Consider the following 13280-nt stretch of genomic DNA (forward strand, 5'->3'; position numbering starts at 1 on the left):
ACGAGAGCCTGCGCAGGTCATAATATGCTGCGGGAGGATTGGGGCCTTATACAGAGGGGCGGGTCAGGATCAAGGGGGGATCGGCGCGCCCGGGGCGCGTATGGCCGGAAATATCTTACCAAAAGGTTAATTTTCCCCCGTATCACCACGGACCTGCCGCGTTTGTGCCGAAGTTCGCGCAAAAGCTGACAGTGAGCAACGGAGCAGAGCCCATGACCGCACTACCTGACACCTTCGCCCGACCCTCGCGCCTGGGGACAGCCACGCCGCCGGATTTCCACTATCCGCGCGTGTCCGAGCGGTTTTGGGGCTACGAGGTCAGTTTCAACGAACAGGTGGTCGATCTGGCGGTGCTGGCGCGGGGCGTGACCCTGTTGGTCACCATCGGCGCCTTTCTGGCCGCGGCCGCCGTCTGGTTGCTGCCCGACGGCGCATTTACCGGCGCGGCGGCAGTCTCCAAGGCGCTGATTTCCTTCGGGCTGTTGATCCTGTCGGGGTGCCTTGCGCATTTCGCGGGCCGCAGCACGCGGGTGCAGGTGCAAGTGGACAAGAACGCGGGCGAGCTGCGCGAAGTGGTCAAGGGGCTGACGGGGGCGTCGATCGTGCTGACCCGCCACGGGCTGGACACGGTGCGCTCGGTGACCGTGGTGCCATCGATCATGCATCCCAGTCTGGGGCAGGTTCATGTGACGTTGCAGGACGACGCCCGGATCGCGGTGGGCGACGGGGCTGTGACCGCGCTGTACAGCCTGCGCGACCGCCTGTCTGCCGATTGTGGGCTTGAGCAGGCCGGGTCTGCACGCGAAGCGGTCTGGTCGGGGCCCTTGCAGGGCTGACACGGCCCGCGAAAGCCCGCCTTTGCAGCCCGTCTTCACACAGGATGCGCTTGTGCGCCCTTGTTCCCCGCGCTAACCCTAGGGCTGGCAAAACAAGGGTGCAGTATGAAATCATTCATCTTTCCGGGGCAGGGCGCCCAGACCATCGGCATGGGGCAGGCCCTGGCCGAGGCGTATCCGGCCGCAAAAGCGGTCTTCGACGAGGTGGACGCCGCCCTGGGCGAGAAGCTGTCCGACCTGATCTGGTCCGGTGACATTGCCGACTTGACCCTGACCCGCAACGCGCAGCCCGCGCTTATGGCGACCTCGCTGGCGGCGATGCGCGCGCTTGAGGCCGAGGGCGTGACGATTGACGCGGCCTCCTATGTGGCGGGGCATTCGCTGGGCGAATATTCCGCGCTGGCCGCGGCGGGTGCGCTGAGCCTGGCCGACACCGCCCGTCTGTTGCGCATCCGCGGTGAGGCGATGCAGGACGCGGTGCCCGTGGGCGTGGGCGCGATGGCGGTGCTTCTGGGCATGGACTTCGACGCGGCCAAGGCGGTCGCGGAAGAGGCGGCCCAGGGCGAAGTCTGCGAAGCGGCCAATGACAATGACCCCAGTCAGGTGGTCGTGTCCGGCCACAAGGCCGCCGTGGAACGTGCGGTCGAGATCGCCAAGGCGAAGGGCGCGAAACGGGCCATGTTGCTGCCGGTCTCCGCGCCGTTCCATTCCTCGCTGATGGCCCCCGCCGCCAAGGTGATGCAGGACGCGCTGGACGGGGTCGAGATGCAGGCCCCCGCCGTGCCCCTGATCGCCAACGTGCGCGCCGAAGCCGTCGATGCCAGCGACATCAAGACATTGTTGGTCGAACAGGTGACCGGTTCGGTGCGCTGGCGCGAAAGCGTGCAATGGATGGCCGGCGCCGGTGTGACCGAGGTCTGGGAAATCGGCGCAGGCAAGGCCCTGAGCGGCATGGTCAAACGGGTCGATCGCAGCATTGCGACACGGGCCGTGGGCACGCCGGACGACGTGAAAGCGGCGGCGGCCGCACTCAACGAAGGATAGAACATGTTTGATTTGACAGGAAAAAATGCGCTGGTCACCGGCGCGTCGGGCGGCATCGGCGGCGAGATTGCCAGAACCCTGCACGCCGCAGGGGCCACCGTGGGCCTGTCGGGCACGCGCGAAGCCCCGCTTGAAGCTTTGGCGGCGGACCTGGGCGAGCGGGCCCACGTGCTGCCGTGCAACCTGAGCGACGCAGCCGCGGTCGATGCGCTGCCCAAACAGGCGGCTGAGACCATGGGCTCGGTCGATATTCTGGTCAACAACGCCGGAATCACCCGCGACCAGCTGTTCATGCGGATGAGCGATGACGAATGGGCCGATGTGATCAATGTGAACCTCACTTCGACCATGCGCCTGTGCAAGGGCGTGATCCGGGGCATGATGAAAGCCCGCTGGGGCCGCATCGTGAACATCAGCTCTATCGTGGGGGCCACGGGCAACGCCGGTCAGGCGAATTACGCAGCGTCCAAAGCGGGCATGGTGGGGATGAGCAAGTCGATCGCCGCCGAGGTCGCATCGCGCGGGATCACAGTCAATTGCGTGGCCCCCGGCTTTATCGCCACGGCCATGACCGACAAGCTGACGGACGATCAGAAAGCCAAGATCGACCAGCAGATTCCCGCGGGCCGGATGGGCACGCCGGAAGAGATCGCCGCCGCCGCCCTCTATCTTGCAAGCGAGCAGGCGGGCTATGTGACCGGCACGACTTTGCATGTTAATGGTGGCATGGCGATGCTGTGACCCCTATGTTGAGGGCACCTGAAAGCGTTTGCCACGGCGGGAATCTCTGCTATAGGCGGCGCAGAAATTGGAATTGTGACCCAACGTCGCATTCTGTATGAGGTTCTAACAAGGGCCGAACATCAGCTTTGATCGCGTAGCGGTTGGGGTAACAATGGGGCCCAAGGCCCGGAACGAAATGAGGAATTTAACATGAGCGACGTCGCAGATCGTGTTCGTAAGATTGTAGTAGAGCACCTTGGTGTTGAAGAAGACAAAGTCGTTGAAAGCGCCTCTTTCATCGACGATCTGGGCGCAGACAGCCTTGATACCGTTGAGCTCGTGATGGCGTTCGAAGAGGAATTCGGCATCGAAATCCCCGATGACGCTGCAGAAACGATCCAGACTTTCGGCGATGCCGTAAAGTTCATCAAAGAAGCCCAGTAAACGGGTCTTTGACGATTGAATGACAGGGCGGTGCCGCAGGGCGCCGCCTTTTTTTCTTGTCCGGTTTCATGTCCGGCGTTCCGATTCAACGGGCGCGGGCGTCCGGCGCGCGGCGCTCAACCTCGCCGTTGGAGATTTGCCGCACCTGTCGCGCGGGCAGGGTGCGGCGGAACACCAGACCGGCATAATGGCTGTTCTGCCAAGCCACCCGTGCGGCCACGGTGCGCCGTCCCAGCGTCACGAAAATATGGTCAAGCAAAGGCCGGTCCCCCGAGAGGCGCAGCTTCGCGCCCACGGCAGAGATGTCGATCAGTTGCAGGCGCTGCACGCCGCCGTCATCCTCGACCATGGCGGGCACGTTGCAACTGAAACGGACCTTTTGCAGCGCACGGTTGCGCGCCGCCCGCAAGAGCACGGCCACCAGCGCGAGGACCGCCGAGAGCAGCAGCGCGACCCGCGTGGCAGCGCCCGCGCCGCCGAGCCCGCGCAGGGCAGACATGGCTCCGGCCTGCGTCGAGGTGTCGACCGCGTCTTCGGAGGGCGGGGCCGGATCGCTCGCCGCGTTGCAGATCGGCGTGCCAAGGGTCATCATACGGCGCAGAAGGGCGTGATGAGCGGGGACCGCCAGCGCCCGCGCCGTGATTTGCACACCGACGGCGGGTTGCCGCCCATGGATCCGCGCCACATCGGCGACATAGGCGGCGACCGCGCGGTTGAAGGCCGCGTCCCGCGTGGCAAACGCAGACAGATCCCGCGTGCGCCGGACAAGCTGGCCGATGGTGGCGGCCACGGTGCGGGCGGGATCGGCGTCGGGCGTGGCCTCGGGCGCGACCATCAGCACCGCCTCCAGCCGCTCAACCTCATACATCACGGCGCACATCTGTGCCGCCGCCGGACCCGCCATCACCGCGAGCCAGACCACGCCTGCCAGCCGTTTCAACGCGGTGACCCCCGCCATGGCTCAAGCCTCCTTGCCTGTTGCGCGCTCGATACCCCATCGGCCTTTCCATCGGATTAATGGGCGAAAGGATGCCGCGCGACCCCTGTCGAACCCTTGCCCCGACGGGGTGATGCACGGTAAAGGGGGGAAAGCTTCAAAACGAGAAGGTACGCCCATGCGTCGCGTCGTCATTACAGGACTAGGATTGGTTACCCCGCTGGCAGACGGGGTCGAAAAAAGCTGGGAGCGTATCCTCGACGGGCAGTCCGGCGCCGGACCGATCACCCATTTCGACCCCGAAGGCTTCGCCACCACCTATGCCTGCGAAGTGCCCTATGGCGACGGCAGCGACGGCACCTTCAACCCCGACGCCTATATGCCCGCCAAGGAGCGCCGCAAGGTCGATGATTTCATCGTGTTCGCGCTGGCGGCGGCGGAACAGGCGGTCAAGGACGCCGACTGGACGCCCGAGGACACCGAGGCGCTTGAGCGCACCGGAGTTCTGACCGGCTCGGGCATCGGCGGGCTGAACTCGATTGCGGAAACCGCCGTGATGATGAAGGAAAAGGGGCCGCGCCGGGTCTCTCCGTTCTTCGTGCCCGGGGCGCTGATCAACCTGATCTCCGGCCAGATCGCCATCAAATACGGCTTCAAGGGGCCCAACCACGCGGTGGTCACCGCCTGTTCCACCGGCGCCCATGCCATTGGCGATGCCACCCAGCTGATCAAGTCGGGCCGCGCGGATGTGATGATCGCCGGCGGGGCCGAGGCCACCATCTGCGAGATCGGTATCGCCGGCTTCAACGCCTGCAAGGCGCTGAGCACCAAGCACGGCGACAACCCCAAGGCGGCCAGCCGCCCCTATGACGTGGACCGCGACGGCTTTGTCATGGGCGAGGGCGCGGGCATGGTCGTGCTTGAGGATTACGAACACGCCAAGGCGCGCGGTGCGAAGATCTATGCCGAGGTGCTGGGCTATGGCCTCACCGGGGACGCCTATCACATCACCGCCCCGCCAGAGGACGGCGAAGGCGGTGAGCGGGCAATGCGCATGGCGCTCAAGGATGCGGGTCTTGACCCTGCGGACATCGATTACATCAACGCCCACGGCACATCGACCATGGCCGATACCATCGAATTGGGCGCGGTTGAGCGGATGATGGGCGATGCGGCCAGCAAGGTCACCATGTCCTCGACCAAATCCGCGACCGGGCACCTTTTGGGTGCGGCTGGCGCGATCGAGGCGATCTTCAGCATCCTCGCGATCCGCGATCAGGTGGCGCCGCCGACCATCAACCTTGACAATCCGGCGGTGGAAACCGTGGTCGATCTGGCCCCCAAAGCCAAGGTTGAACGCAAGATCGATGTGGCCCTGTCGAACTCCTTCGGCTTCGGCGGCACGAATGCTTCGGTGCTCTTCGGCAAGGTCGACTGACCATGTGGAAACATATCGCCAGCAATGCGCTGACGTTCCTGATCGTGACGCTGTTCCTTGTGGGCGGCGTCATTGCTTGGGGCACGGCCGAATATTCCGCCGAAGGACCGCTTGAGAACGCGATCTGCCTGAAGGTGCAGTCCGGGTCGAACATGAGGCTGGTGAGTGAGGATCTGGCCGAGCGTGATGCGATCTCTTCTCCTGCGATCTTCCGCATGGGCGTTGATTATTCCGACAAATCCGCGCTTCTGAAGGCGGGCAGCTTCCTTGTTCCCGCGGGCGCGTCGATGGAGGAGATCGCCGAGATCGTCACCCGTGGCGGGCAGAACACCTGCGGCACCGAAGTGGTCTACCGCGTGGCGGTCAACCGGCTGAGCGCGCAGGTGCGTGAGCTTGACCCCGCCGAAGGTGAATTCGAAGAACTGGTGCGCTTCGACATCGAAGAGGGTGTGGAGGCGCCCGAAGACTACCTGCGCACGCGGCAGGATGACGACACGCAATACCGGATCGTGGTCTCGGAAGGGGTGACAAGCTGGCAGGTGGTGCAGGCCCTGAACGCGCTGGACGTGCTTGCCGATGACGCCACCGAAATCCCCCCCGAAGGGATGCTCGCCCCCGATTCATACGAGGTGCAGCCCGGTGATTCCGTCAAGGCGCTGCTGGCGCAGATGCAGGCCAAGCAGGAGCGCATCCTTGCCGACGCCTGGGCAGGCCGTGCCGAAGGGCTGCCGCTGGAGTCCCCCGAGGAGGCGCTGATTCTCGCGTCGATCATCGAGAAAGAGGCTTCGACCTCGGATGAGCGGTTCGACGTGGCCTCGGTCTTCGTGAACCGGCTGAACGAGGGCATGCGGCTGCAGACCGACCCGACGGTGATCTACGGCATCACCGAGGGCAAGGGCGTGCTGGGCCGCGGTTTGCGCCAGAGTGAGCTTCGCGCGGCAACCCCCTGGAATACTTACGTGATCCAGGGCCTGCCAGAGACGCCGATCGCCAATCCGGGGCGCGGGTCCATCGAGGCGGCACTGAACCCGTCGGACAGCGATTATCTGTTCTTCGTGGCGAAAACCCTTGATCCGCGGGACGGGCACAACTTCGCCGCCACGCTGGACGAGCACAACCGCAACGTCGCGCTTTATCGCCAGCTTGAGGCCGAGCGTGACGCGGTGCAGGACAACTGAAGGTTAACAAAGCGTGGCGCGAACGGGCGCTAACCTTCTGTAAAGATTTCGAAAAACAACCGGTTTGGCGTAGTGTGTGATCTGCGCTGGTCGAAAAATCAGCGGGCGTCGGGGCCATCCCGATGCCCGTTTTTCGCTTCATGGGCGGAGCAACCTGAAAGGGATCCTCCCTTATGAGCACCAAACCTGGTGGACCCTCCACCGATCACACCACGGCTGCCGCCCGGATCGAAGAGGCGCGGCAGCTTTTCGAAACCATCGGCACGACGTTGAGCGCGGTTCTTGAGCTGGTGAGCGCCGGCGACTTCAAGGACATCGATCTGTTGCCCAGACAGATGGCGCGCCTGACCGATGCCCTTGCCGACATTCGCAAGAAGGAGGCGGACTTCAATGAAAAATTTTCAGATCAACCGGCAGGAGGCGAGATTGATTTCGACGACCTCAGACACGAAATCGGGTGCCGCCTTAATCGCATCCGCCAGTGCTGCCGACCGCAAGGCGTTTCTGGACAGTCTGACGAATGAACAGGTGCGGGCGTTGCCCTATCTGTTCGAGTTCTGGGCGCTGGAGCATCAGATACCGCCCGAAGGCGACTGGCGCTCTTGGGTGATCCTGGGCGGACGCGGGGCGGGCAAGACCCGTGCGGGCGCTGAATGGGTCCGCAGCATGGTTGAGGGGTCGCGTCCGCGCGACCCCGGTCAGGCCAAACGCATCGGGCTGATCGGTGAGACGATGGAACAGGCGCGTGAGGTCATGGTCTTCGGGGAAAGCGGGATTTTGGCCTGCTCTCCACCGGACCGCAGGCCCACGTGGATCGCCGGGCGGCAAATGCTGGTGTGGCCCAACGGGGCCGAGGCGCGGCTCTATTCCGCCTTTGATCCCGAACGCCTGCGCGGGCCGCAATTCGATGCGGTCTGGGCTGATGAATTGGCGAAGTGGCCCAAGGCACAAGCGACCTGGGACATGATGCAGTTCGCGTTGCGTTTGGGCAAGAACCCCCGCGCCTGCGTCACCACGACGCCGCGAAATGTTGGAATATTGAAAGCGCTTCTGGAGCGCGACAGCACGGTGACGACCCATGCGCCCACCGAGGCCAACCGCGCCTATCTGGCGGACAGTTTTCTGGAGGAGGTGCAGAACCGCTATGCGGGCACCCGGTTGGGCCGGCAGGAGCTTGAGGGCGTTCTGCTGGCCGATGTGGACGGCGCGCTCTGGACCTCGGACCAGATCGAGGCGGCGCGCGTGAAGGAGGTGCCGAAACTCGACCGTATCGTGGTCGCGGTGGACCCGCCCGCGGGGGCGACCGCCGCCTCGGACGCCTGCGGGATCATCGTCGCGGGGATCGTGGCGCAGGGGCCCCTGCCCGAGTGGCAGGTCTACGTGCTGGAAGATGCCAGCGTGCAGGGGGCCAGCCCCAACGACTGGGCGGCGGCGGCGATTGCGGCGATGGACCGGCACGGGGCCGAGCGGCTGGTGGCCGAGGTCAATCAGGGCGGTGCGATGGTCGAGGCGATCGTGCGGTCGATCGATCCGGCCGTGCCCTACCGCGCGGTCCACGCGACGCGCGGCAAGGGGCTGCGGGCCGAACCGGTGGCCGCGCTTTATGAACAGGGCCGCGTGCGGCACCTTCCGAACCTCGGCGCGCTCGAGGACGAGATGTGCCAGATGACCGCGCAGGGCTATGCAGGCCAGGGGTCGCCGGACCGCGTGGACGCGCTGGTCTGGGCGCTGACCGAGCTGTTTATCGACCCCGCCCGCCGCTGGCGCGCGCCCCAGGTGCGCAGGCTTTAGCCTTGGTATTGCACGATTTTTCGGGCCGTTGCGCCGGGGGCGCACGGTCGCTTGCGGGCTTGGTAACAGATTTCGTCGAAAGTGCATCGTGTTGGATCGGACGCCAGATCGAAGCGGCACCAAAGGGGATTTGAATGTTTGAGTTTTTGAAACGACCAGAGGCGGACGAACAGGTCGAGGTGAAGGCCTCGGCCACCGGGCGCATCGCGGCGCGGGCCGCGGGCTGGGGAACCGCCGGTCGCGCGGTCTGGTCCGCGCGGGACAGCGCCACCCTGACGCGCCACGGCTTTGCGGCCAATCCAGTGGGCTTTCGCGCGGTCAAGATGATCGCCGAAGCCGCCGCGTCGCTGCCGCTGGTGTTGCAGGACGACGAACGCCGCTACGACACCCATCCGGTGCTTGCGCTGCTGGCGCGGCCCAATGGCGCGCAGGGCCGGGCAGAGCTGCTTGAGGCTTTGTTTGGCCAGGTGCTGCTGTCCGGCAACGGCTATGTTGAAGCCGTGGGCGGCGAGGGCGTGCCGGTGGAGCTGCACGTGCTGCGCTCGGACCGGATGACGGTCGTGCCCGGGGCCGATGGCTGGCCCGTGGCCTATGATTACACCGTGGGCGGGCGCAAACACCGCTTTGCTTTGGGCGAGGGGCCCGCGCCGATCTGCCATATCAAGAGCTTTCATCCCCAGGATGACCACTACGGCCTGTCCCCCATGCAGGCGGCGGCGGCGGCGCTGGACGTGCACAATGCCGCCAGCCGCTGGAGCAAGGCACTTCTTGACAATGCGGCGCGGCCGTCGGGGGCGATCGTTTACAAGGGCGCGGACAACCAGAGCCAACTGTCGAGCGATCAGTATGACCGTTTGCTCAGCGAGATGGAGACCCAGCATCAGGGTGCGCGCAACGCAGGACGGCCGATGCTGCTGGAAGGGGGGCTCGACTGGAAGCCCATGGGGTTCAGCCCCTCGGACATGGAGTTCCAGAAAACCAAAGAGGCCGCCGCCCGCGAGATTGCCGTGGCCTTCGGCGTGCCGCCCATGCTGCTGGGCATCCCCGGCGACGCAACCTACGCAAATTTTCAAGAGGCCAACCGCGCCTTTTACCGCTCGACCGTGTTGCCGCTGGCCACCCGGGTGGTGAGTGCGCTGGCCCATTGGCTGGGAGATTTCACCGGCACGACTTTCGAGCTGAAACCCGACCTGGATCAGGTGAGCGCGCTGGCGGCGGAACGCCAGTCGCAATGGACGCGGATCGGCGATGCGAGCTTTCTGACCGACGCCGAGAAGCGCCGCCTGCTGGGACTGCCCGCGCTTGAGGTGGGCGATGGGTGAGTATCGCGAGACCTTCGAGTGCGGCCCCAGCCTGCGCATCGAGGCCCATGAGCGCGTGGCCGCGTTGCAGTTCGCCCAGCTCAACACCCAGTTGGGCAAGATCGAAGAAATGATGCAGCGGCTGGAGCGACGCTTGTGGCTGACGGTCTACGGCGTGGTGGCCGTGATCCTCGCCCAGGCGGTGGATTCGATGCTGAACCTGACCCCGTGAGAGGAAGAGACATGACCTTAGAGCATAAATTCATGGCCCTTGGTGACAGTGTCGCCGTCGAGGACGGGACCCGGATCAGCGGCTATGCCTCGCTGTTCGGCAAACCCGATCAGGGCGGTGACGTGGTGGCCCGTGGTGCCTACGCGGCCTCGCTTCGGGCGCTGGCGGGCAAGGGGGCGCGGGTCAAGATGCTGTGGCAGCACGACCCGGCCCAGCCCATCGGCGTCTGGGACGAGGTGCGCGAGGATGCGGCGGGGCTTTGGGTCAAGGGGCGCATCCTGCGCGATGTGGCCCGCGGGCGCGAAGCCGCGGCGTTGATCGAGGCGGGGGCCATCGACGGGCTCTCCATCGGGTATCGCACCGTTCGTGCAAGCAAGTCCGACAGCGGCGGGCGGCTGCTGTCCGAACTGGAGCTTTGGGAGGTGTCGCTTGTCACCTTCCCGATGCTTCCCGATGCGCGGGTGGGGGCCAAAGGCGATGCCGGTTTGGCCGACACCCTGCGCGATCTGGCGGGGGCGTTTCAGGATGCCCGCGCCGTGCTGGGCCAGAGATAGGCGCGGCGCACCAACCCAACCGACGTAAAGGATCGAAACATGACGACACCTGAGCCCAAGGCCCGGGCCGGGGAGGCTGCGCCCGATGCGGCGACCCCCGCCCGTGAACTGAAGTCCGCGATGGCGGGTTTCGTGACCGATTTCAAAGACTTCACCCGTGACATTCACACCAAGCTGAAAGAGCAGGACGACCGTATGACCAAACTTGATCGCAAATCCATGATTGCAGGTGCGCGGCCCGCGCTGGCCGGGGCCGTGACCGAAGGGGCGCCGCACCAGAAGGCGTTCGAGGCCTATCTGCGCTCGGGCGACGATGACGCGCTGCGCGGCCTTGAGGTTGAGGGCAAAGCCATGTCGACCGCCGTGGCCGCCGACGGGGGCTATCTGGTCGATCCGCAGACCTCGGCCACGGTGCAATCTGTGTTGTCATCCACTGCGTCATTGCGGGCAATCGCCAATGTGGTGAACGTCGAGGCCACGTCTTATGACGTGCTGATCGATCACACCGAGATGGGCGCGGGCTGGGCCACCGAGACCGACCCCACCGCCGAGACCGGCACGCCGCAGATCGACCGCATCACCATTCCCTTGCACGAATTGTCGGCGCTGCCGAAAGCGTCGCAGCGGCTGCTGGATGACAGCGCGTTCAACATCGACGAATGGCTGGCCCAGCGCATCGCCGACAAGTTCGCCCGCTCCGAGGCGGCGGCCTTTATCAACGGCGACGGCATCGACAAGCCCACGGGCTTTCTGACCGCGCCGCAGGTGGACAATGACGTCTGGGTCTGGGGCAACCTGGGCTATGTGGTCACCGGCACCAGTGGCGACTTCGACGCCACCGATCCGGCCGATGCGGTCATCGATCTGGTCTATGCGCTGGGCGCGGAATACCGCGCCGGAGCGTCCTTCGTGATGAACTCGAAAACCGCCGGTGCCGTGCGCAAGCTGAAAGACGCCGACGGGCGGTTCCTGTGGTCCGACGGGCTGACCGCCGGCGAGCCTGCGCGCCTGCTGGGCTATCCGGTGCTGGTGGCCGAGGATATGCCCGACATCGCTACGGACGCCACGGCGATTGCCTTTGGCGATTTCGGCAACGGCTATACGGTTGCGGAACGCCCCGATCTGCGGGTGCTGCGCGATCCCTTCAGCGCCAAGCCGCATGTGTTGTTCTATGCCACCAAGCGCGTCGGCGGGGCGATCAGCGACTTCGCCGCGATCAAGCTTCTCAAGTTCGGCCTGAGCTAAGGCCGCCAGAGACGGGCGCGGAGGGCTTGCCTTCCGCGTCCGGGGTCCGGGCGCGCGCGCGGCGAGAGCCGACCTCCGTGTTGTCCAGCTGCTTCCTTCCGTCCGAGCGACGCGGAGGGCACGCGCCCGGACCCGCCCACCGGCCCATCCACGCACAGAACAGCCGTTTTCGGAGTAGACCCATGATATTGATCGAAGACACCAGCGTGCCCGCAAGCGCCCTGCCGGTCGCCCAGTTCAAAGACCATTTGCGCCTTGGATCGGGGTTTGCCGATGACGGGCTGCAGGATGGCTTGCTTGACGGGTTCCTGCGCACGGCGCTGGCCGCGATCGAGGCGCGCACCGGAAAGGCGCTGCTTGAGCGCACCTTCTCCTGGACCGTCACCCGCTGGCGCGCCGCCGACGCGCAGGCGCTGCCGCTGGCGCCCGTCTCGGCCATCGTGTCGCTGGTGCTGACCGACGCAGGCGGCGGCGCCGTGACCGTTGATGCGGACCGCTACCAGCTGAGGCCCGACATCCAGCGCCCGGTGCTGGCCGCGCGCGGCGCCACCTTGCCGCCGGTGCCGACGGGCGGATCGGCGACGGTCACGATGTTGGCGGGCTTTGGCCCGGACTGGAGCGATCTGCCCGCCGATCTGGCGCAGGCGGTGTTGCTGCTGGCCGCGCATTACTACGAATACCGCCACGAGATGCAGTATGATGGCGGCTGCATGCCCTTCGGCGTGAGCGCGCTGATCGAGCGGCACCGCACCGTGCGGCTGGGCGGGGGGGCTGCGTGATGGCGTATCGTCTCAACCGCAAGCTGGTGCTGGAAATGCCCGCACGGGTGCCCGATGGCGCAGGCGGCTTTGCCGAAAGCTGGATGCCGCTGGGGATCGTCTGGGCCAATGTCACCGCCCGCACGGGGCGCGAGGCTGCGGGGATCGCTGCACCGCTGAGCCGCGTGGCTTACCGCATCATCACCCGCGCGGCCCCGCCCACCTCGAACGCGCGGCCCCAGCCGAACCAGCGGTTCCGCGAAGGCGCGCGCTATTACCGCATCCTGTCGGTGGCCGAGCAGGACGCCGACGGGCGCTATCTGATCTGCACCGCGCAAGAGGAGACCGTCGCATGAGCTATGGCGTATCCGCCGCCTTGCAGGTGGCGATCTTTCAGGCCCTGACCTCGGACGCGGCTTTGGGCACGCTGGTCGGCGCGAACATCTTCGATGCGGTCCCCTCGGGCACCGCGCCCTCGCTTTACGTGACGCTGGGCCCCGAGCTGGCCCGCGACCGGTCGGACGGGACGGGAGCGGGGGCCGAGCACCGCTTCACCGTTTCGGTCGTCACCGACAGCGCCGGATTTGCCACCGCGAAACAGGCGGCGGCGGCGGTGTCGGACGCTTTGGTTGATGCGGACCTGAGCCTGAGCCGCGGCACGCTGGTCTCGCTCACGTTCTTTCGAGCGCGCGCGGTGCGGGTCGCCAAGGGCAATGAGCGCCGCATCGATCTGACCTTCCGCGCGCGGGTGCAGGACGATTGAGCCTGCGCCAAAGACGATAATTTTCAACCCCTTACG

The 13280-nt window shown here is 65.8% G+C and carries 16 protein-coding genes; 15 read left to right on the plus strand and 1 reads right to left on the minus strand.

Annotated features, from left to right (window positions below):
- Positions 1-212 precede the first annotated feature (212 nt).
- The 4 genes from DC363_RS00655 (at position 213) to DC363_RS00670 (ending at position 3047) form a co-directional block, all read left to right on the plus strand.
- On the plus strand, positions 213-836 hold the full coding sequence (locus tag DC363_RS00655; RefSeq protein ID WP_108639198.1) for a hypothetical protein: 624 nt from the start codon (positions 213-215) through the stop codon (positions 834-836).
- A gap of 105 nt (positions 837-941) precedes the next feature.
- Positions 942-1880, plus strand: coding sequence for an ACP S-malonyltransferase (gene fabD, locus DC363_RS00660; RefSeq protein WP_108639199.1), 939 nt, complete (start codon positions 942-944; stop codon positions 1878-1880).
- Positions 1881-1883: 3 nt separating this feature from the next.
- Complete coding sequence (gene fabG / locus DC363_RS00665; RefSeq protein ID WP_108639200.1) at positions 1884-2621, plus strand: 3-oxoacyl-ACP reductase FabG; 738 nt, start codon at positions 1884-1886, stop codon at positions 2619-2621.
- A 192-nt stretch (positions 2622-2813) separates the two neighbouring features.
- The gene (locus tag DC363_RS00670; protein WP_108639201.1) at positions 2814-3047 is read left to right on the plus strand and encodes an acyl carrier protein; all 234 of its coding nucleotides are present in this window, start codon (positions 2814-2816) and stop codon (positions 3045-3047) included.
- Positions 3048-3132: 85 nt separating this feature from the next.
- Here the strand turns inward: DC363_RS00670 and DC363_RS00675 are convergent, their stop codons facing one another.
- Entirely contained in the window at positions 3133-4005 is an 873-nt protein-coding gene (locus tag DC363_RS00675) for a PilZ domain-containing protein (protein ID WP_108639202.1), read from the minus strand.
- A gap of 157 nt (positions 4006-4162) precedes the next feature.
- Here DC363_RS00675 and fabF point away from each other — a divergent pair, with 157 nt between their 5' ends.
- The 11 genes from fabF (at position 4163) to DC363_RS00725 (ending at position 13244) form a co-directional block, all read left to right on the plus strand.
- Complete coding sequence (fabF, locus tag DC363_RS00680) at positions 4163-5422, plus strand: beta-ketoacyl-ACP synthase II (protein WP_108639203.1); 1260 nt, start codon at positions 4163-4165, stop codon at positions 5420-5422.
- A 2-nt stretch (positions 5423-5424) separates the two neighbouring features.
- Positions 5425-6600 (plus strand): endolytic transglycosylase MltG, encoded by a 1176-nt coding sequence (mltG, locus tag DC363_RS00685; protein WP_108639204.1) that lies wholly within the window; start codon positions 5425-5427, stop codon positions 6598-6600.
- 173 nt (positions 6601-6773) lie between these two features.
- Positions 6774-7124: a hypothetical protein gene (locus tag DC363_RS17060; RefSeq protein ID WP_241962884.1), complete on the plus strand. Its 351-nt coding sequence runs from the start codon at positions 6774-6776 to the stop codon at positions 7122-7124.
- On the plus strand, positions 7027-8391 hold the full coding sequence (locus DC363_RS00690; protein ID WP_241962885.1) for a DNA-packaging protein: 1365 nt from the start codon (positions 7027-7029) through the stop codon (positions 8389-8391). The genes DC363_RS17060 and DC363_RS00690 overlap by 98 nt, the downstream gene beginning before the upstream one ends.
- 134 nt (positions 8392-8525) lie before the next feature.
- Positions 8526-9713: a phage portal protein gene (locus tag DC363_RS00695; RefSeq protein ID WP_108639206.1), complete on the plus strand. Its 1188-nt coding sequence runs from the start codon at positions 8526-8528 to the stop codon at positions 9711-9713.
- On the plus strand, positions 9706-9924 hold the full coding sequence (locus tag DC363_RS00700) for a GTA head formation protein, RCAP_rcc01685 family (protein ID WP_108639207.1): 219 nt from the start codon (positions 9706-9708) through the stop codon (positions 9922-9924). Before DC363_RS00695 ends, DC363_RS00700 begins: the two co-directional genes overlap by 8 nt.
- Positions 9925-9935: 11 nt before the next feature.
- Positions 9936-10478: an HK97 family phage prohead protease gene (locus DC363_RS00705; protein WP_108639208.1), complete on the plus strand. Its 543-nt coding sequence runs from the start codon at positions 9936-9938 to the stop codon at positions 10476-10478.
- A 39-nt stretch (positions 10479-10517) separates the two neighbouring features.
- Positions 10518-11723: a phage major capsid protein gene (locus DC363_RS00710; protein WP_108639209.1), complete on the plus strand. Its 1206-nt coding sequence runs from the start codon at positions 10518-10520 to the stop codon at positions 11721-11723.
- Between the two features lie 182 nt (positions 11724-11905).
- Complete coding sequence (locus DC363_RS00715; protein ID WP_108639210.1) at positions 11906-12502, plus strand: head-tail connector protein; 597 nt, start codon at positions 11906-11908, stop codon at positions 12500-12502.
- A complete protein-coding gene (locus DC363_RS00720) occupies positions 12502-12837 on the plus strand; it encodes a head-tail adaptor protein (RefSeq protein ID WP_108639211.1) in 336 nt (111 codons plus the stop codon). Before DC363_RS00715 ends, DC363_RS00720 begins: the two co-directional genes overlap by 1 nt.
- Entirely contained in the window at positions 12834-13244 is a 411-nt protein-coding gene (locus tag DC363_RS00725; protein WP_108639212.1) for a DUF3168 domain-containing protein, read from the plus strand. Before DC363_RS00720 ends, DC363_RS00725 begins: the two co-directional genes overlap by 4 nt.
- Positions 13245-13280: the final 36 nt, after the last annotated feature.

The organism is Thalassorhabdomicrobium marinisediminis, from assembly GCF_003072065.1.
Lineage (GTDB): Bacteria > Pseudomonadota > Alphaproteobacteria > Rhodobacterales > Rhodobacteraceae > Octadecabacter > Octadecabacter marinisediminis.